This window comes from Stappia sp. G46H5W, from assembly GCF_058448995.1.
This window is the reverse complement of sequence record NZ_JBZFLL010000004.1, coordinates 214,143-235,527: the sequence shown is the minus strand read 5'-3', so window position 1 is coordinate 235,527 and position 21,385 is coordinate 214,143. Positions and strand designations below refer to the sequence as shown.

Annotated in this window: 19 protein-coding genes; 14 read left to right on the top strand and 5 right to left on the bottom strand. The window is 66.6% G+C overall.

All coding sequences use genetic code 11. The features are described from left to right. Positions 1–591 precede the first annotated feature (591 nt). The gene (locus ACVJ6E_RS14010; protein ID WP_491676476.1) at positions 592–1,272 is read right to left on the bottom strand and encodes a GntR family transcriptional regulator; all 681 of its coding nucleotides are present in this window, start codon (positions 1,270–1,272) and stop codon (positions 592–594) included. Positions 1,273–1,423: 151 nt separating this feature from the next. Here ACVJ6E_RS14010 and ACVJ6E_RS14005 point away from each other — a divergent pair, with 151 nt between their 5' ends. Continuing rightward, positions 1,424–2,587: a pyridoxal phosphate-dependent aminotransferase gene (locus ACVJ6E_RS14005; RefSeq protein ID WP_120269554.1), complete on the top strand. Its 1,164-nt coding sequence runs from the start codon at positions 1,424–1,426 to the stop codon at positions 2,585–2,587. A gap of 99 nt (positions 2,588–2,686) precedes the next feature. Here the strand turns inward: ACVJ6E_RS14005 and ctrA are convergent, their stop codons facing one another. Next, positions 2,687–3,376, bottom strand: a complete 690-nt coding sequence (gene ctrA / locus ACVJ6E_RS14000; RefSeq protein WP_067218837.1) for a response regulator transcription factor CtrA — start codon at positions 3,374–3,376, stop codon at positions 2,687–2,689. Between the two features lie 383 nt (positions 3,377–3,759). Here ctrA and fliI point away from each other — a divergent pair, with 383 nt between their 5' ends. The 4 genes from fliI to ACVJ6E_RS13980 all read left to right on the top strand — a co-directional run bounded on the left by fliI (position 3,760) and on the right by ACVJ6E_RS13980 (position 6,577). Next, complete coding sequence (fliI, locus tag ACVJ6E_RS13995; RefSeq protein ID WP_120269555.1) at positions 3,760–5,085, top strand: flagellar protein export ATPase FliI; 1,326 nt, start codon at positions 3,760–3,762, stop codon at positions 5,083–5,085. A 29-nt stretch (positions 5,086–5,114) separates the two neighbouring features. Continuing rightward, positions 5,115–5,525, top strand: a complete 411-nt coding sequence (fliJ, locus tag ACVJ6E_RS13990) for a flagellar export protein FliJ (RefSeq protein WP_120269556.1) — start codon at positions 5,115–5,117, stop codon at positions 5,523–5,525. 134 nt (positions 5,526–5,659) lie between these two features. Further along, entirely contained in the window at positions 5,660–6,136 is a 477-nt protein-coding gene (locus ACVJ6E_RS13985; protein WP_120269557.1) for an acetyltransferase, read from the top strand. A gap of 3 nt (positions 6,137–6,139) precedes the next feature. Then, positions 6,140–6,577, top strand: a complete 438-nt coding sequence (locus ACVJ6E_RS13980) for a paraquat-inducible protein A (RefSeq protein ID WP_120269558.1) — start codon at positions 6,140–6,142, stop codon at positions 6,575–6,577. A 10-nt stretch (positions 6,578–6,587) separates the two neighbouring features. On the opposite strand, the gene ACVJ6E_RS13975 is transcribed toward ACVJ6E_RS13980, so the two are convergent. Further along, positions 6,588–7,661: a DUF2336 domain-containing protein gene (locus ACVJ6E_RS13975; protein WP_158592715.1), complete on the bottom strand. Its 1,074-nt coding sequence runs from the start codon at positions 7,659–7,661 to the stop codon at positions 6,588–6,590. Between the two features lie 180 nt (positions 7,662–7,841). On the opposite strand from ACVJ6E_RS13975, the gene ACVJ6E_RS13970 reads away from it, so the two are divergent. The 7 genes from ACVJ6E_RS13970 (at position 7,842) to ACVJ6E_RS13940 (ending at position 17,801) form a co-directional block, all read left to right on the top strand. Then, the gene (locus tag ACVJ6E_RS13970) at positions 7,842–9,428 is read left to right on the top strand and encodes an aldehyde dehydrogenase (NADP(+)) (protein ID WP_120269560.1); all 1,587 of its coding nucleotides are present in this window, start codon (positions 7,842–7,844) and stop codon (positions 9,426–9,428) included. A 130-nt stretch (positions 9,429–9,558) separates the two neighbouring features. Continuing rightward, positions 9,559–12,054, top strand: coding sequence for a mechanosensitive ion channel domain-containing protein (locus tag ACVJ6E_RS13965; RefSeq protein WP_158592716.1), 2,496 nt, complete (start codon positions 9,559–9,561; stop codon positions 12,052–12,054). A gap of 363 nt (positions 12,055–12,417) precedes the next feature. Further along, positions 12,418–14,022, top strand: a complete 1,605-nt coding sequence (locus ACVJ6E_RS13960) for an ABC transporter substrate-binding protein (protein ID WP_120269562.1) — start codon at positions 12,418–12,420, stop codon at positions 14,020–14,022. Between the two features lie 125 nt (positions 14,023–14,147). Then, on the top strand, positions 14,148–15,155 hold the full coding sequence (locus tag ACVJ6E_RS13955) for an ABC transporter permease subunit (RefSeq protein ID WP_120269750.1): 1,008 nt from the start codon (positions 14,148–14,150) through the stop codon (positions 15,153–15,155). Between the two features lie 13 nt (positions 15,156–15,168). Further along, entirely contained in the window at positions 15,169–16,086 is a 918-nt protein-coding gene (locus tag ACVJ6E_RS13950; protein ID WP_120269563.1) for an ABC transporter permease subunit, read from the top strand. A gap of 3 nt (positions 16,087–16,089) precedes the next feature. Beyond that, positions 16,090–16,968, top strand: a complete 879-nt coding sequence (locus tag ACVJ6E_RS13945; RefSeq protein WP_120269564.1) for an ABC transporter ATP-binding protein — start codon at positions 16,090–16,092, stop codon at positions 16,966–16,968. Further along, positions 16,965–17,801 (top strand): dipeptide ABC transporter ATP-binding protein, encoded by an 837-nt coding sequence (locus ACVJ6E_RS13940; protein WP_120269565.1) that lies wholly within the window; start codon positions 16,965–16,967, stop codon positions 17,799–17,801. Before ACVJ6E_RS13945 ends, ACVJ6E_RS13940 begins: the two co-directional genes overlap by 4 nt. A 42-nt stretch (positions 17,802–17,843) precedes the next feature. Here ACVJ6E_RS13940 and ACVJ6E_RS13935 read toward each other — a convergent pair whose 3' ends face one another. Together ACVJ6E_RS13935 and ACVJ6E_RS13930 are read right to left on the bottom strand one after the other, a co-directional pair. Next, positions 17,844–19,073: a coiled-coil domain-containing protein gene (locus ACVJ6E_RS13935; RefSeq protein ID WP_147421884.1), complete on the bottom strand. Its 1,230-nt coding sequence runs from the start codon at positions 19,071–19,073 to the stop codon at positions 17,844–17,846. A gap of 159 nt (positions 19,074–19,232) precedes the next feature. Next, positions 19,233–19,835 carry a DUF1134 domain-containing protein gene (locus ACVJ6E_RS13930; RefSeq protein WP_120269567.1) on the bottom strand — a complete coding sequence of 201 codons (603 nt, stop codon included), beginning with the start codon at positions 19,833–19,835 and terminating at the stop codon, positions 19,233–19,235. A gap of 215 nt (positions 19,836–20,050) precedes the next feature. Here ACVJ6E_RS13930 and ACVJ6E_RS13925 point away from each other — a divergent pair, with 215 nt between their 5' ends. Together ACVJ6E_RS13925 and chpT are read left to right on the top strand one after the other, a co-directional pair. Next, the gene (locus tag ACVJ6E_RS13925; RefSeq protein ID WP_208996736.1) at positions 20,051–20,491 is read left to right on the top strand and encodes a hypothetical protein; all 441 of its coding nucleotides are present in this window, start codon (positions 20,051–20,053) and stop codon (positions 20,489–20,491) included. Between the two features lie 161 nt (positions 20,492–20,652). Next, on the top strand, positions 20,653–21,297 hold the full coding sequence (gene chpT / locus ACVJ6E_RS13920; RefSeq protein ID WP_120269568.1) for a histidine phosphotransferase ChpT: 645 nt from the start codon (positions 20,653–20,655) through the stop codon (positions 21,295–21,297). Positions 21,298–21,385 lie beyond the last annotated feature (88 nt).

Here is a 21,385-nt window from a genome sequence, read left to right as displayed (position 1 = left end):
TCGTACGCAAGTAATCGAGAATAACGATCAAAATTTCTAGCTAAAATGAACTTTATTGACGGCTTACCCAAAAGCTCAGACGACCAAGGACTTGATCGATTGGGCCGAGAGATCGCCGCTTTCAATGTTGCGTATGTATCCACCATGGAATCATGATCCATGAATCACTTTATCTAACAGTAAATCAAACAAAAATTGTGTCAAAATGAGCTTTGCGAGCGCGAAGCTTGGGAGCCCGCTTTTTTCGCGGCCTAGACTATACAGAGACGGTTTGTCCCGGACAGCACCGCGTTTTTGAAGCGGGTTCAAGGGAGCGAATTTCTAAGGTCATTGAAGCGTGTTTTTGGCCGGTTGTCAGCCTGTTTTCTTTAGGTTTCCTCGGTTGCTGTGCCGCGCGGCCAGACAAACCGGCGATGGAGGCCCGAAGCGGGGTTCGCCCGTTCATGTCGCGGCCCTGGTGCCGGCGCTTGCACTGTCCGTGACCAGCCAGGCGTCGAGCGCCTGCTGCGTCTCGTCGATGGTCTTGAACCGACACTTTCTGCCGCCGCCAGGCGATGACGCTCACGGGAGGGTTGGAGCGGTAGCCCCCCCCTACCCCGGCAACGCCCCCAGCAACGCCTTGCCCGCTTCCTCGATATGGGTGCGCAGGATCTCCTGCGCGGCTGCCGCATCGCGGCGGCGGCAGGCAGCGAGGAGTTCGCGGTGCTCGCGGTCGGACCGCACCGCGTAGTCGAGCTGGCGGATGGCGATGCGCAGGTAGCGGTCCGCCGCATCGTGCAGCAATGAGATATGCGCAAGCAGGCGCGGGCGGGCGCAGGCCTCGTACAGCGTCATGTGGAAGCGCTTGTTGAGCGCGCCGAACGCCTCGATGGGCGCGGTTTCCAATTCGCCCTGGATGCTTTCCGCCCGGTCGATCCGGCTTTCGGTCAGTTCGGGGATCGCATGGCGCAGGGCAAGGCACTCGGCCAGCACCCGCATCTCGTGGATCTCGGCGAGATCGCGCGCGTCGATGGCGGCGACGCTGGCGCCGCGATTGCGGACCATCTCCACGAAGCCTTCCGCCTGCAGCAGGCGCAGCGCCTCGCGCACCGGCATGCGGCTGACGCCGTAGGCTTCGGCAATCGTCTCCTGGCGCAGCGGCTGGCCGGCGGCAAGCTCCCCGGAAATGATCCGCTCGCGCAGCCGGTCGGCGACGGACTGCGTCTGGTCGCGGCCCTTGGCGCCCGCCGTCTGCATCCCCTGCCCGCTGTCTCCCGATCCGCTCACGGTCATGATCCCCTTGCCTGTCCTTTTGCCCGCCGCGAGGTGCGGAACGCGGGTCTTGCCGCGACTCAGGCTTCCTCTTCCGACGCCCTCGACAATTGACATAAGCCAGTGCCTGTTGCATTCAATATCTTAAATTGGATCCAATAAGGAGAATCGTATGACAGTTTCTCGCCTGCGCCACATCCCCGGCATCAATGTCGACAAGATGGGCAATGCCGCCGACGCGCTCGGCGATCCGGACATGCTGCGGCTGGAGAACCTCGACACGGATATCGCACCGCCGCGCGCCGCGCTGGAGGCGACCCGCGCCTCTGTCGATGCGGACGCGGCCAACAGCTACCTGCCGTTCCTCGGCATCCACGCCTTGCGAGAGGCGGCCGTCGCCCGGATCGAGGCCGACACGGGCGTCGCGTATGATCCGGAGGCGGAATGCATCGTCTCGGCCGGGGGCCTCTCCGGCATTCTCAACGTACTGCTGGCGATCCTGGAGCCGGGCGACGAGGTGATCATCACCGATCCGGCCTATGCCGGCCTGCTCAACCGCATCCGCCTTGCCGGCGGCGTGCCGCGCCTGGTGCCCTTGAAGGTGACGGATGGCGGCTGGCGGCTGGACCTTGAGGCGCTTGCCGCCGCCCGCTCCGACAAGACGCGCGCGGTGCTAACCATGAGCCCGTCGATGCCCTCGGGCATCGTCCATAGCCACCAGGAATGGCAGGCGATCTGCGATCTGGTGCGGCAGACGGGCGCCTGGCTGGTGCATGACGCGGCGATGGAGCGGATCCTCTATACCGATGCGCCGGTTCTGCATCCGCTGCAGTTTCCGGACATGCGCGAGCGCACCGTGACGATCGGGAGCGTCTCCAAGGAATACCGGATGATCGGCTGGCGCGTCGGCTGGATCGTCGGCCCGCGCGCCTTGATGAACGATGTCGGCCTCGTCAGCCTGTCCAATGTGGTCTGCCAGGTCGGCATCGGCATGCCGGGCGCGGCTGCCGCCCTGACCACCAATGACGACGGCGTGGCGCAGGCGACCGGACGCTGGCGCGCCCGGCGCGACCTGATCCTTGCCGAGCTTGCCGACCTGCCCTGCGTCAGGCCCGACGGCGGCTGGTCGCTGCTGATCGACACGGCCGCGCTCGACCTGCCGCCGGAGCGGGCCTCGGCGCTGCTGCTGGACAAGGGGCGGATCGCCGCCACGGCGATGACCGGTTGGGGCGCGCCTGACCAGGCCGGGCGCTACCTGCGCCTCGTCTTCGCCAACGAGCCGCGCGCCCGCCTTGCCGGCATCCGCGAGCGCTTCCGCGCCGCCTGGGGGATGTGAGGCACGGCGCAAAACGACACAGCCAGAAACGACGAAGGCCCCGCCGCATGGCAGGGCCTTCGATCAAAACTCAAGACATCAATCGCAGGAAAGGCCGGCTCAGGCCGCCTTCTCTTCCGGCTCGCGCAGCACGTAGCCGCGACCCCAGACGGTCTCGATGTAGTTCTTGCCCGACGTGGCGGCTGCCAGCTTCTTGCGCAGCTTGCAGATGAACACGTCGATGATCTTCAGTTCCGGCTCGTCCATGCCGCCATAGAGATGGTTCAGGAACATCTCCTTGGTGAGCGTCGTTCCCTTGCGCAGGGAAAGCAGCTCCAGCATCTGGTATTCCTTGCCGGTCAGATGCACGCGCTGGCCGGAAACCTCGACCGTCTTGGTGTCGAGATTGACCACCAGGTCGCCCGTGGTGATGACCGACTGGGCATGCCCCTTCGAGCGGCGCACGATCGCATGGATACGCGCCACGAGCTCGTCCTTGTGGAACGGCTTGGTCATGTAGTCGTCGGCGCCGAAGCCGAGCCCGCGAACCTTGTCCTCGATGCCGGCGAGACCGGACAGGATCAGGATCGGAGTTTTCACCTTGGACACGCGCAGCGTCCGCAGGACCTCGTAACCCGACATGTCGGGCAGATTGAGATCCAGCATGATGATGTCGTAATCGTATAGCTTGCCGAGGTCGATACCTTCCTCGCCAAGATCCGTCGTGTAGACGTTGAAATTCTCGGACTTGAGCATCAGTTCGATGCTTTGCGCCGTTGCGCTGTCATCCTCGATCAACAGGACACGCATGCCAATCCCCTATGTCTGCCTATCCTGGGCAAGCCGCGCCGGCCAGTACGCTCCCGGTGCTAAGGACTGCGGTTAACCTCGACTCAGTGTGTGAGACAATGGTTAACAAATTCTGATTCACACCTGCAAGCGCCGATGAGGCCAGTTTGGAAAACTTTTCCAAATCCTTGAAAATTCAATGGAAATCCTTTCCATAAAATCTTCAAGTGTCACATTAACAAGCCGCGGCAAACGACTCAGGTGACTCAACCTCTACGCCGGACGCGGGACCCAGGATGGCTCGCCATCCAGAACCCTCGACATTAAGATTAACCAAACTTGTAAACGATAGGTTACCATATCTTCGCTTTCTGGGACCTTCTTTACCGACCCTTGAGGATCAGATGGACCCACTCTTCGCCGAACTCGAAGCCCTGATGCCCGCCGAGATCTACGGCCGCGTGGTCGCCGTGCAGGGTCTCCTGGTGGAAGTTGCCGGCCCCGTACACGAAATGAGCGTCGGTGCCGTGCTCGCCGTGGAGAGCGGGGAAAACGGTCCGGCCGTGCCGGCCGAGGTGGTCGGCTTCCGCGACGAACGCGCGCTGTGCATGCCCTTTGCCGGGCTGGAGGGCGTGCGCCTCGGGTGCCGCGCCGTGCTGACCGCGCGCGAGAGCCTGGCCCATCCCTGCGATGGCTGGCTCGGGCGCGTGGTCAACGCCATGGGCGAGCCGATCGACGGGCTCGGCCCCCTGCCCGCCGGCGGCGAACCGCGGCGGCTGCGCACCAACCCGCCGGCTGCCGGCGAGCGCGGCCGGGTCGGCCCGCCGCTCGATCTCGGCGTGCGTGCGCTCAACACCTTCGTCACCTGCTGCGAGGGCCAGCGCATGGGCATCTTCGCCGGCTCCGGCGTCGGCAAGTCGGTGCTGATGTCGATGATCGCCCGCAACATGGCGGCCGATGTCGCGGTGATCGGCCTGATCGGCGAGCGCGGCCGCGAGGTGCAGGAATTCATCGAGGACGACCTGGGACCGGAAGGCCTTGCCCGTTCGGTCGTCGTCGTCGCCACCTCCGACGAAAGCGTGCTGATGCGGCGTCAGGCGGCCTATCTGACCATGACGGTCGCCGAGCATTTCCGCGATGCCGGGCGCAATGTCATGTGCATGATGGATTCCGTCACCCGCTTTGCCATGGCCCAGCGCGAAATCGGCCTGTCCATCGGCGAGCCGCCGACCTCCAAGGGCTATACGCCGACCGTCTTCACCGAGCTGCCCAAGCTGCTGGAACGTGCCGGACCGGGCCGACCCGGATCGGGCTCGATCACCGGTCTCTTCACAGTGCTGGTGGAAGGCGACAACCACAACGAGCCGGTCGCCGACGCGGTGCGCGGCATTCTCGACGGCCATATCGTCATGGAGCGGGCCATCGCCGAGCGCGGCCGCTATCCGGCGATCAACGTGCTGAAGTCGGTTTCGCGCACCATGCCGCGCTGCGTGCCGGAAGAGGTGCAGCCGATCCTGCGCAAGGCACGGGCACTGATGGCGACCTACTCGGACATGGAAGAACTGATCCGCCTCGGCGCCTATCGCCGCGGGTCGGACCCGGTGGTGGACGAGGCGATCGCCCGCCACGACCGGCTGGAGACCTTCCTCGGCCAGTCGAAAGGCGATGCGAGCACGATCGGAGCCGGCTATAGTGAACTTGCCAACCTTTTGGAAATGACTCTCGCTTAAGTTGGCCTGCGCAACGGGAGTATTGAGTAATGAAGTCGCGTGAGAGTCTCATTCGCCTGAAGCAGTTTCAGGTCGACGAGCGCCGTCGCCAACTGGCACAGATCGAGTCGATGGTCGACGAGTTCAAGCGCATGGCCCGCGAGCTGGACGACCAGATCCTCGCAGAGCAGGAGCGTGTCGGCATCACCGATGTCGGCCATTTCGCGTACCCGACCTTTGCCAAGGCCGCGGCCCAGCGCCGCGACAACCTGCTGAACTCCGCCGAGGAGCTGAACGGCCAGCTGGAGGCCGCGCGCGAGGACCTGCGCGAGGCGCTGGAAGAGCTGAAGAAATTCGAGCTGCTGGAAGAGCGCGACCAGATTCGCGAGCGCCAGGAGCGCGATGCCGCCGAGCAGGACGCCCTCGACGAAGTGGCGGCGCGCCGCAAGACCCGGATCTGACCGTCGCCTTTTCGTGTCCGTGCAAGCGGGACGAGGCGGGTCGGCGCCAATTCTCCTCGACCCATTCCAAGGGGCCCGCAGCGCGGGCCCTTTTGCATTTGCGCAGGCCCTCTTTGCGTGGGATAGCAGCGCCCATGTGGACGATACGAAACGCAGGCGCGGGCGAAAGCGCAACGGCCATCGCGATCTGGCAGCGCGCCGTCGCGGCCACCCATGACTTCCTCTCCCCCGAGGACTTCGCGGAGATCGAGGAGATGGTGCGCGGCTTCCTGCCCGAGGTGCCGCTGACCCTCGCCGTCGACCGGGACGGCACGGTGGCCGGCTTCATGGTGCTGAGCGAAGGCCATCTCGATGCGCTGTTCATCGACCCGGCTGCCCATGGACGGGGTGCGGGACGTGCGCTCGTTGCCCATGCGCTGGCGCAGTTCCCGCGCCTCGTGACCGACGTCAACGAGCAGAACGCGGGCGCTGCCGCCTTCTACGAGCGCCTCGGCTTCACCGTCACCGGCCGCTCGGAGCGCGACGACCAGGGCCGCCCCTACCCCTTGCTGCACCTGGTGCACGAGGCAGGCGCAAGTCCGGCGGCAAGCGCCGAAATGCGGGGCGGCTGAGCCATGCGCCTTCTGCTCGCCCTGCTGCTGCCGGCCGCCACCACCTGCTTCATCCTCGGCCTGACGCTGCCGCTGCTCGAACTGGAGCGGCTCTATTTCCTCACCGACCGTCCGGCGCTGCTCGCGCTCGTCGCCGGCCTGTGGCGGGAACAGGAAACGCTGCTGGCGGTCGTGGTCGGCCTCTTCTCCATCGCCTTTCCGGCGGCCAAGATCCTGGCCCTGCATGTGGCGGCCATCGCCGGCCGCTCGGGGATCGGCCATGCGTTGATGCACGCACTCGGCAAGTGGTCGATGATGGATGTGATGCTGGTGGCGCTGGTCGTTTTCGCCGCCAAGACCAGCGGGCTCGCCTCGGCGACCAGCCTGCCGGGCCTGTGGTTCTACGCTTCGGCCACCGTGATGACCGCACTGGCCGCCGCCATCGTCTCCCGCAACCGCTGAACGGACAAGCTCAGGACAGCGGCGCGCCGTTCGGACGATGGCTGCGCAGCTGGCTCGGCCCGCTGCCGGTCTTTGTCGCGCGGGTCCGGCGATAGGCATCGAGCCAGCGCATCGCCTGGGTCTCGGGGATGCCCAGATGCTTGCAGCGCAGATGCGCCAGAGCCAGGAACACCTGGTCGGACGTGCCGGAAACCCGGCACAGGCCGATCAACTCGTCGATGCCGGACTGGTACACCGCCCGCTGGACGGAGGCGACGCTTTCGCCGGTCTGGCGCGCCAACAGCTCGAACGCATCGCCCGTGCGCGCTTCCGCCAGCAGGACGAGCAGGATCGAACCGAAGCTGTACTTGCCCTCCTGCACCAGGCGCCAGGCCTCGTCCACATCGCAGGATTCCATGAAGAGGTTGTACCGGCGCCGCAGCTCGTCGCTGTCCGCCTCAGGCATGGTCAGGTCGCCCGGATCCGTTCCGCTGAGGATCGCCTCCAGGCGGACGCGGGTCGCCGCGTTCACATGCGGGATCAGCCACTCGCAGATCAGCGGCGTCAGGTCGCCCCGCGCCGCCACGCTGGAGCGCAGGCGCGTATCGGACAAGGAGCGCTTGGCCAGCGTTCGCAGCGCCCAGTCGGACAGGCCGGTGCGCCGGTTCTCGGCAACCGCCCGCCAGACCTTGGTCGGCCCCCGTTCCACCAGCGCATCCGACACCCGGCCCGGCAAGCCCTCGCGCCGGGCGACGACCAGAAGATGGCTCTCGGGCATGCGCCGGGCGATCTTGACGAGATCGGCCTCGGTCAAGGCCGGGCTCAGCTCCAGCATCGGCGTCGCCACGACGATCTCGTCGGTGGCAAGCCGGTAGGCGATCTGGTGCGGCGTCTGGCTCCACGGCGCCATGCGCTGGGACAAATGCGCGCGCACCTTCAGCTCCGCCCCGTCGAGCAGTTTCATGATGATGTCGCAGAACAGCCGCAGTTCCTCGTCGCTGTGCTCGCCCACGCGATCCAGAAAAAGATCGGCGACGCGCTGCAGCAACCTGCAGCGCGCCTCGCGGGTCGGGTTGCGAGCGAGCTTCAACAGTTCGTTGAGCATCCGGTGTCCTTTTGCGGCTCTTGCAACCTGACACGTTCCGGTTACCAATCCCTTGCCGGAGAGGATCGGATGCAACCGGATCCCGGACTTGATTCCATTCTGATATATCAGTAGTCGAGTAGACATCCGGCTACGCTGGCCGGCCAGATATCCTTCGTTCCTGACGCGCTGGAGACGCCCATGCCGAACGGTCATCACCTCGTCGCCGGAGACTGGATCGCCGGTACCGGCGCCTTCCACGCCCTCGATCCCGCAACGGGCGAGCAGCTTGCCCCCGCCTTCGCCGAGGCCGACGCGGCGCTGGTCGACAAGGCCGCGCGCGCGGCGGAGGCTGCCTTTGCCGACTATTCCGCCCGTCCGGTCGCCGAGCGCGCCGCCTTCCTGCGCCGTATCGCCCGGGAGATGGAGATCGACGGCGAGGCCATCGTCGCGCGTGCCATGCGCGAAAGCGGACTGCCGGAAGCGCGCCTGACCGGCGAGCTCGGCCGCACCACCGGCCAGCTCCGGTTCTTCGCCGACTGGATCGAGGCCGGCCACTGCTTCGATGCCCGCATCGACACCGCCCAGCCGGACCGCAAGCCGCTGTCGCGCCCCGACATCCGCTCGATCCTGCGCCCGCTCGGGCCCGTCGCCGTGTTCGGCGCCTCGAATTTCCCCCTCGCCTTCTCCACCACCGGCGGCGACACCGCATCGGCCTTGGCCGCCGGCTGCCCGGTCGTGGTCAAGGGACACCCTGCCCATCCCGGCACGGCGGAGCTGGTGGCGCGCGCGGTAGCCGCCGCGATCCGCGCCTGCAACATGCCGGCCGGCACCTTCTCGCTGCTGCAGGGCGCAGGCCATGCGTCCGGCGCCGCGCTCGTCGCCCATCCCCTGATCTCCGCTGTCGGCTTCACCGGGTCGCTGCGCGGGGGCCGCGCGCTCTTCGACATTGCCGTCTCGCGGCCGCAGCCGATCCCGTTCTACGGGGAGCTCGGCTCGATCAACCCGGTCTTCGCCCTGCCGGCGGCCCTTGCCGCACGCGCGGCGGCGCTCGGCGCCGACTGGGCCCGCTCGCTGACGCTGGGCACCGGCCAGTTCTGCACCAATCCCGGCGTCGTGGTGGCGCTGGAGGGTGAAGGGCTGGAGGCGTTCCTGGATGCTGCCGACGCGGTACTCGCGGACGTGCCGGCTCAGGCCATGCTGACCCCCGGCATTGCCGGCGCCTATCGCCGGGCCGTCGAGGGGCGCACGCAAGATGCCGCGCTTTCGAAGCGCACATCTGCAGCTTCCCCCTCTGCAAGCGGGAAACCGGGCAGCTGCCACGTCACGCCGGCGGTCTTCGAGACGACAGCGGCCGCCTTCCTCGCCTCGCACGCCCTGCAGGAAGAGGTGTTCGGGCCGGCGGCCGTCGTGGTGCGCTGCCGCAGCGAAGAGGAGCGGCTCGCCGTTGCCGCCGCGCTGGAAGGCCAGTTGACCGCGACGCTGCTGATGGAGCCGGACGATGCCGAGGACATGGCAACCGCCCGCAAGCTCGTTCCCGTCCTGGAGCGCAAGGCCGGCCGCCTGCTGGTCAACGGTTTTTCCACCGGCGTCGAGGTCTGTCATTCGATGATGCACGGAGGTCCGTATCCTGCCTCCACCGACACCCGCTCCACCTCGGTCGGGTCGCGTGCCATCCTGCGGTTCCTGCGGCCGGTCGCCTATCAGAACCTGCCGGCGGGCCTGCTGCCGGAGGGTCTTGGCGAGGACGCCGAAGGGCCCCGTCTGGTTGACGGCACGCCCCGATAGGGTAGGTAGTTAGGGGAAACCTCCAGGAGACGGTCGACATGCCGGCCGTTTCCCAAACCGCTGTCTTGCATCCTGCCTTCCTGCTTGCGGTCGGCGCGGATCGCCGATGCGGCAAAAAGAAGGATTCCGCATGCCCTGCAACGGACGCTTCGCCCGTCTCCTCTTCCCCCTCCTGCTTGCCGCCCTCCTGCTGCTGCCTTCGGGCCTGCCGGGACCGGCTCTCGCCCAGTCCGGCCAACCGGCACCGCAGCAATCCGGCGAACAGGCATCAGGAAGCCCGGCAGGAGCGGCGCAGTCCGTTGCGCAGACCCGCCAGGATGCGGAAGCGCTGATCCGGCTGCTGCAGGACCCCGGCGCGCGCGGCGCGCTGATCGACTATCTGCAGCGCGACCCGGCCACCGCTCCAACCAACGCCCCGGGCACGGCCGCTCCGGCGCCTTCCTCCTCCTCGCCCGTACCGGCGGAAGGCGCGCCTTCGGACGCATCTCCGGCCGCCGCGGAAGGGGAAGTAACCCCGGCCGAGACCGAGGCGGAGCGCCAGCCGAGCCACATCGCTCTGCGCATCGCCATGGCCACGCAGAATGTGGTCAGCGAAGGCATGGTCTATGTGGAGCGGATTGCCCGCTCCTTCACCTCGCTGCCGACGGCACTGTCCTATAGCGCCGGAGCCAACTGGGATCGCGTCCAGAGCATCCTGCTGCAGCTGGTGATCATCGCCTTCGTCGCCTTCGCCATCGTGGTGCTGCTGCACAAGCTCGCCTACCGGCTGTTCGCCCGACTGATCGGCCGGGACCAGTCGATGACGGTGGTCAAGCGCGTCACGCTTCTGGTGCTGCATCTGGTGGCAGAGGCGCTGATCGTGGCCATCGCGCTGGGCGCCGGTTACGCCGTCGCGCTCTATACGGGCGAGAACCTGCGCCATGTCGAGCTGGTGGAATCGCTCTTCCTCAACGCCTTCTTCTTCATCCAGATCGCCAAGGTGCTGACGCGGTTCGCACTGAGCCCCGAGTTTGCCGCCCTGCGCCTGGTGCCGCTCGACGACGAGCAGGCGCTGTACTGGCGCCGCTGGCTGTTCACCATCTACAACGTGCTGGGCTACGGCACGATGGTCGTGGTGCCGCTGATCGCCAACAACATCTCGTTCCTGCTCGCCGACTCGGTGCGCATGATGATCGTGCTGGCCAGCGTCCTGATCGCCATCTCCGCGATCATGCGCAACCGGCTGGCAACGCGCGAACGCATCCTCGCCTATGGAGAACGCCAGTCGAACGTCGTCACCACCGGCCTGGTGGAGATCGTCGCCCGCACCTGGCACATCGTCGCCATCATCTACGTGCTGATGCTGCTCGGCGTGTGGCTGTCCCGGCCCTTCGACGCGGTCACGTTCATGGTCCGCGCCACCGCCCTGTCGGTGCTGACGGTGATGGTCGGCACCATCGTCTCGCTGGCGCTGACCCGGGCCATCGCCGGCGGCGTGCGCCTGCCGCAGAACGTGCATGAGCGCCTGCCCATGCTGGAGCGGCGCCTCAACACCTTCGTGCCGCGGGTGCTCTCGCTGGTCCGCCTCGGCGTCTTCGTCTGCGTGATCATCGGCATCCTGCAGGCCTGGGACATGATCGACGCCCTGTCGTGGTTCAGCTCCAGCGACGGGCAGGACTGGACGAGCCGCGCTGCATCCGCAGGCATCATCATCGGCATCGGCTTCCTGATCTGGCTTGCCGTGATGAGCTGGGTGGACCTGCGCCTCAATCCGCGCGGCCGCCTGCCGACCTCGCGCGAGAAGACGCTGTTCAACCTGTTCCGCAACGCCTTCTCGATCCTGCTGGTGGTGATGATCACGCTGCTCGCCCTGTCGGAGATCGGGGTCAACATCGGCCCGCTGATCGCCGGTGCCGGTGTCTTCGGTCTCGCCATCTCCTTCGGTTCGCAGAAGCTGGTGCAGGACATCATCACCGGCGCGTTCATCCAGTTCGAGAACGCCATGAACGAAGGCGACGTCGTGACGCTCGGCGGCGTCACCGGCACGGTGGAGAAGCTAACCATCCGCTCGGTGCGCCTGCGCGACATCGACGGCACCGCCCACATGATCCCCTTCTCCACGGTCGACCGGGTCGCCAACTTCATGCGCGGCTGGGCCTATCACGTGGCGGCGATCGGCGTTGCCTACGACAGCGACCTCACGGAAGTGAAGCTGGCCATGCATGCGGCCTTCGACCGGCTGATGCAGACCGACTACAAGTCGGAGATCCTGGAGCCGCTGGAGATGCACGGCATCACCATGTTCGGCGACAGCGCCATCACCGTGCGCGCCCGCATCAAGACGCGCCCGGGATCGCAGTGGTCGGTCGGCCGCGCCTACAACGAGCACATCAAGGCCGTGTTCGACGAGCGCGGAATAGAGATCCCGTTCCCGCAGGTCACCTATCACATGCCGCCGAAGCTCGCGGCGAGCGAGGACGAGGAAAAGGTGATCGAGGCGACCGCCAAGCCGGCAAAGGCGAAAGCGAAGGCGGAGGCCGGCGAGACGGACAGCCAGGCAGCCCAGCCCGACGACGCCGAGCCCAAGGCCCCGCGCCGCCGGCGCAAGAAGAAGCCGCAGGACATTCCCTCCGAAGACGAGGTGTGATCCCGCGCAAGCGTCACTGCCGATCAGGCACGGCCGGGCGACCTGCGCCCGGTCGCAGCCGGTAAGGGGCGCACGCCCCCTCGCAACGCATTGCGCCCCCGGCACAACCGGCCCACCATGTTCGGGCAGCATTGGCGCCTGGGGCCAAGCATTCGGTACACTTGCCAATTGTGACGAGGAAATTCCCGGCCCGCCTGCCGGGCAGGTTTTTTCTCCCGAAACGGACCAAAAATAGAAAGCATCATCCTGTTGTAACCCGTTTCAGGCGCGACTACTGTGCCATCAAGGCTGCTTGCGGAAAAACAACCTTCCCAAAGGGAAGCACTGCCGCGACATGCCGAATATTCAAACGGGAGAGTATCCATGATCATTAGCCGCAGCATGAAGGCCGCCCTTCTGGGCGTCAGCCTTGCCTTGTTCGCGACCGGTGCGGCCTCGGCCAAGAACCTCGTCTATTGCTCTGAAGGTTCGCCTGAAGGCTTCGACTCCGCGCTGTACACCGCCGGCACCACCTTCGACGCCTCGTCCAAGCCGGTGTTCAATCGCCTCGTCGAGTTCAAGCGCGGCACCACCGAGGTCCTGCCGGGCCTCGCCGAGAGCTGGTCGGTCTCCGACGACGGGCTGGAGTACACCTTCAACCTGCGCAAGGGCGTCAAGTTCCACACCACGTCCTTCTTCACGCCGACCCGCGACTTCAACGCCGACGACGTGATCTTCTCCTTCGAGCGCCAGCGCGACCCGAACCACCCGTGGCACGCCTACACCGCCGGCGCGTCCTGGGAGTATTTCAACGGCATGTCGATGCCCGATCTCATCAAGGAGATCGTCAAGGTCGACGACTACACGGTGAAGTTTGTGCTGAACCGGCCGGAAGCGCCGATGATCGCCAATCTCGCCATGGACTTCGCCTCGATCCTGTCGGCCGAATATGCCGACAAGCTCGCCGCGGACGGCAAGATGGACATGATGAACCAGGAGCCGGTCGGCACCGGTCCGTTCTCCTTCGTCGGCTACCAGAAGGACGCGGTCATCCGCTACCAGGCCTTCGCCGACTACTGGGGCGGCAAGCAGCCGATCGACAACCTGATCTTCGCGATCACGCCGGACGCCTCGGTGCGCCTGCAGAAGCTGAAGGCCGGCGAGTGCCACGTGATGCCGTATCCGGCACCGGCCGACATCGCCGACATCAAGGCCGATTCCAACCTGAACCTGATGGAGCAGGAAGGCCTCAACGTCGGTTACCTCGCCTACAACACCCAGATGGCCCCCTTCGACAACCCGAAGGTCCGCAAGGCCCTCAACATGGCCATCAACAAGCAGGCGATCCTCGACGCGGTGTTCCAGGGCGCCGGCCAGGCGGCCAAGAACCCGATCCCGCCGACCATGTGGTCCTATAACGACCAGATCGTCGACGATCCGTACGATCCGGACGCAGCCAAGAAGATGCTGGAAGAAGCCGGCGTCTCGGGCCTGAAGATGAAGGTCTGGGCGATGCCGGTGCAGCGCCCGTACAACCCGAACGCCCGCCGCATGGCGGAGCTGATCCAGGCTGACTTCGCCAAGGTCGGCGTCGAGGTCGAGATCGTCTCCTACGAGTGGGGCGAGTACCTGAAGCGCTCGAGCGAGAAGGACCGCGACGGCGCCATCCTGCTCGGCTGGACCGGCGACAACGGTGATCCGGACAACTTCCTCGCCGTGCTGCTCGGTTGCGACGGCGTCGGCGGCGCCAACCGCGCCCAGTGGTGCCACCAGCCCTTCGACGACCTGATCCAGAAGGCCAAGACCATCTCGGACAAGGCCGAGCGCACCAAGCTCTACGAAGAGGCCCAGGTGGTCTTCAAGGAGCAGGCGCCGTGGGCCACCATCGCCCATTCGGTCGTGTTCATGCCGATGTCGGCCAAGGTGTCCGGCTATGTCATGGACCCGCTCGGCGGCCACTGGTTTGACGGCGTCGACATTGCCGAGTAAACCGCGCGCCGCCGCGGCCGGAACGCTCCGGAAGTAACCTTCCGGGGCCGACCGGCCCGGCCAACGCCATCCCGCACCGGCCCGGATCCAGTCCGGGGCCGGTGCGGTCGTTTTGGACGCATCCGATGATCCGTTTCCTGTTCGCCCGTCTGGCCTTGCTCGTTCCGACCTTCATCGGCGTGACGATCATCGCCTTCGGCTTCATTCGCCTGCTGCCGGGCGATCCCGTGCTGCTGCTGGCCGGCGAGCGCGGCCTCAGCCCCGAACGCTACAACCAGCTGATGGAGCAATTCGGCTTCTCCCAGCCCATCTGGCAGCAATATCTCGACTACATCGTCGGCGTTCTCACCGGCGATCTCGGCAATTCCATCGTCACCAAGAAACCGGTCTTCGACGAATTCATGGCGCTGTTCCCGGCGACCGTCGAACTGGCCCTGTGCGCGATCATCATCGCGGTGGCGCTCGGCATCCCCGCAGGTATCCTCGCCGCCGTCCGGCGCGGCTCCGTCGCCGACCAGGCGATCATGGGCACCGCGCTGATCGGCTATTCGATGCCGATCTTCTGGTGGGGCCTGCTGCTGATCATCCTGTTCTCCGGCATCCTGCAATGGACACCGGTTTCGGGCCGCATCTCGCTGATGTACTTCTTCCCGCAGGTCACCGGCTTCATGCTGATCGACAGTCTCCTGTCGGGGCAGAAGGGCGCCTTCACCTCGGCCCTCAGCCACCTGATCCTGCCCTCCATCGTGCTGGCGACGATCCCGCTGGCGGTCATCGCCCGCCAGACCCGCTCGGCCATGCTGGAAGTGCTGGGCGAGGACTATGTGCGCACCGCAAGGGCCAAGGGCCTGGCGCCGCTGCGCGTCGTCGGCCTGCATGCGCTCAGAAACGCCATGATCCCGGTGCTGACCACCATCGGCCTGCAGGTTGGCGTGCTGCTCGCCGGCGCCATTCTCACCGAGACGATCTTCTCCTGGCCGGGCATCGGCAAGTGGATGATCGACAGCATCTCCCGCCGCGACTACCCCGTCGTGCAGGGCGGCCTGCTGATGATCGCCCTCATCGTGATGATCGTGAACCTGACGGTCGACATGCTCTACGGGCTTGTCAATCCGCGCATCCGCCACACCTGAGCCGGAGCCGACCATGACCGACACCCCCACTTCCGCCGTCTCCGTCGAGGCCGAAAGCCGCAATGCCACGCGGCAGATGCTCGCCGAGTTCTGGTTCTACTTCTCCCGCAACCGCGGCGCCGTCATCGGCCTCGTGGTCTTCGCCACCCTGGTGCTCGTCGCGCTCGCCGCACCGCTCGTCGCGCCGCACGATCCCGACATGCAGTACCGCGACAGCTTCCTCACCCCGCCGTTCTGGTCGGAAGGCGGCAAGACGGCCTTCCTGCTCGGCACGGATGCGGTCGGCCGCGACATTCTCTCGCGGCTGATCTACGGCGCCCGCTTCTCGCTGTTCATCGGCCTCGTCGTGGTGACCATCGCGCTCAGCGGCGGCATCGTGCTCGGCCTCGTCGCCGGCTTCTTCCGCGGCTGGGTCGACACCGTGATCATGCGGGTGATGGACGTGATCCTCGCCTTCCCCTCGCTGCTGCTGGCGCTGGTGCTGGTCGCCGTGCTCGGGCCAGGCCTCGTCAACGCCATGATCGCCATCGCCCTGGTGCTGCAGCCGCATTTCGTCCGCCTGACCCGTGCTGCGGTGCTGGCCGAGCGCAACCGCGACTATGTGGTGGCCGCACGGCTCGCCGGCGCCGGCAAGCTGCGGCTGATGTTCAAGACGATCCTGCCGAACTGTCTGGCGCCCCTGATCGTCCAGGCAACCCTGTCCTTCTCCAACGCGATCCTCGATGCGGCGGCTCTCGGCTTCCTGGGCATGGGCGCACAGCCGCCCACCCCCGAATGGGGCACCATGCTGGCCGAGGCGCGCGAGTTCATCCTGCGCGCCTGGTGGGTGGTGACCTTCCCGGGCCTTGCGATCCTGATCACCGTTCTGGCGATCAACCTGGTTGGCGACGGCCTGCGCGATGCCCTCGACCCGAAGCTGAAGCGGAGCTGACCCATGAGCCTGCTCGAAATCCGCAATCTCAGCGTCGAATTCGACACCGCCGCCGGCCCGTTCCGCGCCCTTGCCGGCGTCGACTACACGGTCGAGGCCGGAGAGGTGCTTGCCATCGTCGGCGAAAGCGGCTCCGGCAAGTCGGTCGCCATGCTGGCCCTGATGGGCTTGCTGCCCGACACGGCGACGGTCACCGCCGACAAGATGACCTTCGAGGACATAGACCTCCGGTCCCTGTCCGCGGCGCGTCGGCGCCAGGTCATCGGCAAGGACATCGCGATGATCTTCCAGGAGCCGATCGCCAGCCTCAATCCGTGCTTCACGGTCGGCTTCCAGCTCGACGAGGCGCTGAAGACCCACACGAAGCTCGATCGCCGGCAGCGCCGCGACCGGGTGATCGAACTGCTCACCGCCGTCGGCATTCCCGAGCCGGAACGCCGCGTCGGCGCGTTCCCGCACCAGATGTCGGGCGGCCAGTGCCAGCGGGTGATGATCGCCATCGCCACCGCCTGCAATCCGAAGCTGCTGATCGCCGACGAGCCGACCACCGCGCTCGACGTCACCATCCAGAAGCAGATCCTCGACCTTTTGACCGGCCTGCAGCGCGACCACGGCATGGGCCTCATCATGATCACCCACGACATGGGTGTCGTCGCCGAGACCGCCGACCGGGTGGTCGTCCAGTATCAGGGGCGCCAGATGGAAACCGCCGACGTGCTCACCCTGTTCGAGAACCCGAGCAATCCCTACACCAAGGCGCTGCTGTCGGCCCTGCCCGAGAACGCCACCGGCGACCGGTTGCCGACCGTCGCCGATTTCGGCAGGGACTTCACGCCGGGTGCCGGCAACGGGGCGGATACCGGACGGGAGGCGCGCTCATGAGCGATGCGATCCTGAAAGTCCGCGATCTCAAGCGCGACTACGAGATCGGCGGCGGCCTGTTTTCCGCCCCCCGCCTGCTGCACGCGGTCAAGGGCGTCAGCTTCGACGTGGAACGCGGCACGACGCTGGCGGTGGTCGGCGAAAGCGGCTGCGGCAAGTCGACCCTCGCCCGCATGCTGACGATGATCGACCAGCCGACCTCCGGCTCCATCGAGATCGACGGCAAGGCGATCGACATCGCCCGCCACGGCGTCACCCGCGAAATGCGCCAGGCGGTGCAGATCGTCTTCCAGAACCCGTACGGCTCGCTCAATCCGCGCCAGAAGATCGGCGCCGTGCTGGAAGAGCCCCTGCTGCTCAACACCTCCATGAGCGCGGCCGAACGGCGCGATGCGGCTCTTGCCATGCTGGAGAAGGTCGGGCTGAAGCCGGAACATTACGGGCGCTATCCGCACATGTTCTCCGGCGGCCAGCGCCAGCGCGTGGCGATTGCACGCGCGATCATGCTGCGCCCGCGCCTGCTGGTGCTGGACGAGCCGGTCTCCGCGCTCGACCTTTCGGTGCAGGCGCAGATCCTCAACCTGCTCGCCGACCTGCAGGACGAATTCGGCCTCACCTACGTCTTCATCAGCCACGACCTGTCGGTGGTGCGCTACATCGCCGACAAGGTGATGGTGATGTATTTCGGCGAGGCGGTCGAATACGGCACGCGCGATGAGGTCTTCGAGAACCCGCAGCACGAGTACACGCGCACGCTTTTCGCGGCGACGCCAAAGGCCGATGTCGCAAGCATCCGTGCCCGTCTGGAAAAGAAGAAGGCCGCCGCCGGCTGAGTGCCGGGGCGGCGGCCCGGGTATCTGCGTCGGATCGGGTGATCAGCCGCCGGCCTTGGCCTTGCTGCGCGTCGCCCGCTTGGGCGCCTCCGGTGGTGTCGGCGCGCCGTCCCCCGCCTGCGACTTGCGCTCGCGCACCGCACGGATGCGCGCGGCAAGCGACTGGGTGACCGCGCTGCCCGAGGCGCGCTCGCCCTCGGCGGCGGACACCTGCTCCGCATCGGCGACGGCCTGCAGAACCGGAGCCAGATCCTCGTCGGTTCCAAGAGAAGCGGCAACGGAAGCGGCCAGACCGGCAAGCTCGGAGCGAAGGGCAAGGAAATCGTCGTTGCCGCGCAGTTCCGCCCGCAGGCGCTCGTTCTCGGTGCGCAGGCGCGCAGTCTCCCCGGCCAGCGTCTCGTCGCCCTGGGCGCCCTCCGCCAGCACCGACAGGCGGGTGATCTCCGCCTGTGCGGCGATCAGGCGCGACTCCGCCTCGAAAAGCCGATCGTCTCTGGCCCGCAACTCCTGACGGCTGAGACCGGCGCTCCGGGCTCCCCCCGATGCCGGCTCCGCAGCCGCATCGCCCGCCTCGCCCGACTGGGCGGCACGCTCCTCGGCGCGCTTCAGCCTGCGCTTGAGCGCGGCGATCTCGACTTCCAGCGCGGTCACCTTGGCAAGCTCGGAGGCGCGGCCCATCGGATCCTCGCCAGCCTGATCGCCAGTCGGATCGCCGGCCTGCGGAACCGGTTGAGGCACAACGACGGCAGAGGGCACGGCGACCAGCGTCGGCATCCCGCCCTCGGCAGCCGCCTCCTCGCCGTCGGCCTTGCCGGCCGTCGCTGTCTCCGCCGCCGCCATCAACCGCTTGAGGCTGCGCTCGAGCTCGCGGATACGGGCCTTCGCCCGCGCCAGCGCCTCGCCGCCGTCATGGATCTCGCGGCGCAGGTCTTCCTCGCGCGCCATCGCATCGCCCAGCGCCTGATCCTTGGCGCGGAACTCGGCGCGCAGGTCGTCCGCCACCGCCTCGGCACGGTCCCGCGCGATGCGGTTTTCCGTCGCCTGCTGCTGCAGCCGCTCCAGCCCCGCCTCCAGTTTCCGGTAGTCGACCGCATGCCGGGCGCGCAGGCCGGCAATCTCGCCGCGCACATCCGCATGGGTCATAGGTGTCGTCGCCTCGACGGCGGCACGGGTGAGCCGCACCGCACGGCGCCACACGGTCGGCATGAGCGCCACCGACAGCAGGCCGGCCAGGCAGAAGCCGAGGGCCACATACATTGCCGCTTCAATCAAGACCGCTCACCACCGTCTGGCCCCTGAAACCTCGCAGGCCCGCATGCGCGCCTGGAGCCCGGCCGCCGCAGGCGGCCGCATCGGCACGCCTGCAAGTTTTACCATGCCTTCTGATACAAGACGCAGGGTCATGCGCCAAGCATCTCGCAAGGTCAGCTGTCAAAAAGGGTTCCAGGTCGGCTGGTCGGTAAACTTCAGGTAGCCGACATTGACGCCGAGACGCGCACCGACGCCGGCCCGCACCGGAACCACGTAGATGTCGTGGTTGGACAGCACCGTCATGCCGAAGCCGCCGATCAGATAGGCGGAGCCGTTGACGCCGACATAGCGGCGGTAGATCGCCGAGGTGTCCGGCAGATTGTAGACCAGCATCATCACCCGGGCGCCGTCGCCGCCGATGTCCCAGCCGAAGGACGGCCCCTGCCAGAACACCTTGTGGTTACCGGCGTTGCGCGTGTAGAGCTGCCCCTCGCCGTAGCGAGCACCGGCCAGCAGCGCGCCCGACCCTTCCTCGCCGAGGATGTAGCCGTTCGGCTGGCCGTACTGCGAGACCGCGCGCTCCACCACCGAGGCAAGTCCGCCCGACAGCTGGCCGAAGAAGCGGTGGCCGGCATCGACCAGTTCGCCCTGGCTGTACTGCTCCGGCTGCTGCGCCCGCGCCTGCGGCACGCCCGCGGAAAGCAGCGCGGCGAGGCCGAGAACCAGCGTTGCGGCGAAGGCAGCCGCGGAACGACGGGTGCGAAGATGGGAAAGTCGCGTCATGATGGTCCGTCCTCAACGCTCTCATGCAAGGGAACGGCGCGAGCCTTGCGGGCGGCCGGCACGACCGGCGCCGGACGCGGGCCGCGCCGGAAACCTCCGCGGTTGCCCCCGGGCCCGCCTTGCGGGCACAGTCATCGTCCGGGGATCGCGGGACTGATTCGATGTCAGAGTGTAGTCGAAATCGGAAAAGATTATGGTGGACGGCGCACCGATACTTGCGCGCCCTCCCGGCCGTGCTGGCGCTCGCCCTTTTGGCAGGTCCCGCGCATGGCCTCGACTACGCCACCGACCCGGTTTCGGGCTATGCGCTCGGCGGCCGCGACCCGGTCGCCTATTTCATCGACCGCATGCCGCGCGAGGGCGACCGGCGCCAGGAGCTGCGCTGGGACGACACCGTGTGGATGTTCGTCAACGAGGGCAACCGCGCCGCCTTCGAGAAGGACCCGCAGATCTATGCCCCGCATCTGAAAGGCTGCGATCCGCTGGCTCTGGCGGAAGGCTTCGTCACCATCGGCAACCCGCTGATCTTCGCGCTGCATGAAGGTCGCCTGCTGCTCTTCCATTCGGAGATCAACCGCTTCCTCTTCCTCTCCGACCCGGCCAGCCTGCTCGCCGAGGCGGAGAGCCGGGCGCGGGCGCAAGGGTGCAGCCGCTGAATTCCGCCATCGCCGGATGGCTTGGCAGCATGGGAAGGGCGGTGTAACCCTTTCGCAAGGGCCGAATCGTGCCGCGCGGCGGGTTTGTGCCAGCACCGCTTCGGCCACGGCCACCGGCAAGACCGTCACGCTCACTGCCAGGACATCCGCAAGGACATCGCATGACCGCCATCGACGAACTCAGCGCCCTCGATCTTGCCGCCCTGGTGGCGAGCCGCGTCTGCCACGACATCATTTCTCCCGTTGGCGCAATTACCAATGGCCTCGAGGTTCTCGACGAGGAGAACAACGAGGACATGAAGGAATTCGCCATGGACCTGATCCGCAAGAGTGCGCGTCAGGCCTCGGCGAAGCTGCAGTTCGCGCGCCTTGCCTTCGGCGCTGCCGGATCGGCCGGCGCGGAGATCGACCTCGGCGATGCCCATTCGGTCGCGGCCGGCTTCCTGGCCAACGAGAAGGCGGATCTGGACTGGCAGGTGCCCCGTCTGCTGATGGCCAAGAACCGGGTCAAGCTGCTGCTCAACCTGATCTTGCTGGCCAATCAATGTGTCCCGCGCGGCGGCCTGATCACCGTCACCATGGACGGCGATGCGCAGGCGCCTACCTTCCGGTTGAAAGTAACCGGATCGACAACCAAGGTTCCTGCTCTTGTCCTCGAGATGACATCCGGCAAGGAGCCGGAGAGGATCGACGCGCATACCGTCCAGCCGGTCTATGCAGTGCTTTTGGCTCGGGAGTCGGGCATGGATTTAGAAGTCGTTAAGGAAGACGACGGAGTCAGCATTACTGCAGCCTCGATAGGTTAAACTGCGTCAAAAGCACCCCAGGCTGTTTCAGTCTATCTTAACTGTTTAAGCCGCATTGTCTCTGGCAGGGATGGGTGGTCCGGATACA

Coding starts and splice junctions, on each gene's coding strand:
- ACVJ6E_RS14010 (WP_491676476.1), bottom strand. CDS start 1,272: ATGACCGTGAGCGGATCGGGAGACAGCGGGCAGGGGATGCAGACGGCG.
- ACVJ6E_RS14005 (WP_120269554.1), top strand. CDS start 1,424: ATGACAGTTTCTCGCCTGCGCCACATCCCCGGCATCAATGTCGACAAG.
- ctrA (WP_067218837.1), bottom strand. CDS start 3,376: ATGCGTGTCCTGTTGATCGAGGATGACAGCGCAACGGCGCAAAGCATC.
- fliI (WP_120269555.1), top strand. CDS start 3,760: ATGGACCCACTCTTCGCCGAACTCGAAGCCCTGATGCCCGCCGAGATC.
- fliJ (WP_120269556.1), top strand. CDS start 5,115: ATGAAGTCGCGTGAGAGTCTCATTCGCCTGAAGCAGTTTCAGGTCGAC.
- ACVJ6E_RS13985 (WP_120269557.1), top strand. CDS start 5,660: ATGTGGACGATACGAAACGCAGGCGCGGGCGAAAGCGCAACGGCCATC.
- ACVJ6E_RS13980 (WP_120269558.1), top strand. CDS start 6,140: ATGCGCCTTCTGCTCGCCCTGCTGCTGCCGGCCGCCACCACCTGCTTC.
- ACVJ6E_RS13975 (WP_158592715.1), bottom strand. CDS start 7,661: ATGCTCAACGAACTGTTGAAGCTCGCTCGCAACCCGACCCGCGAGGCG.
- ACVJ6E_RS13970 (WP_120269560.1), top strand. CDS start 7,842: ATGCCGAACGGTCATCACCTCGTCGCCGGAGACTGGATCGCCGGTACC.
- ACVJ6E_RS13965 (WP_158592716.1), top strand. CDS start 9,559: ATGCCCTGCAACGGACGCTTCGCCCGTCTCCTCTTCCCCCTCCTGCTT.
- ACVJ6E_RS13960 (WP_120269562.1), top strand. CDS start 12,418: ATGATCATTAGCCGCAGCATGAAGGCCGCCCTTCTGGGCGTCAGCCTT.
- ACVJ6E_RS13955 (WP_120269750.1), top strand. CDS start 14,148: ATGATCCGTTTCCTGTTCGCCCGTCTGGCCTTGCTCGTTCCGACCTTC.
- ACVJ6E_RS13950 (WP_120269563.1), top strand. CDS start 15,169: ATGACCGACACCCCCACTTCCGCCGTCTCCGTCGAGGCCGAAAGCCGC.
- ACVJ6E_RS13945 (WP_120269564.1), top strand. CDS start 16,090: ATGAGCCTGCTCGAAATCCGCAATCTCAGCGTCGAATTCGACACCGCC.
- ACVJ6E_RS13940 (WP_120269565.1), top strand. CDS start 16,965: ATGAGCGATGCGATCCTGAAAGTCCGCGATCTCAAGCGCGACTACGAG.
- ACVJ6E_RS13930 (WP_120269567.1), bottom strand. CDS start 19,835: ATGACGCGACTTTCCCATCTTCGCACCCGTCGTTCCGCGGCTGCCTTC.
- chpT (WP_120269568.1), top strand. CDS start 20,653: ATGACCGCCATCGACGAACTCAGCGCCCTCGATCTTGCCGCCCTGGTG.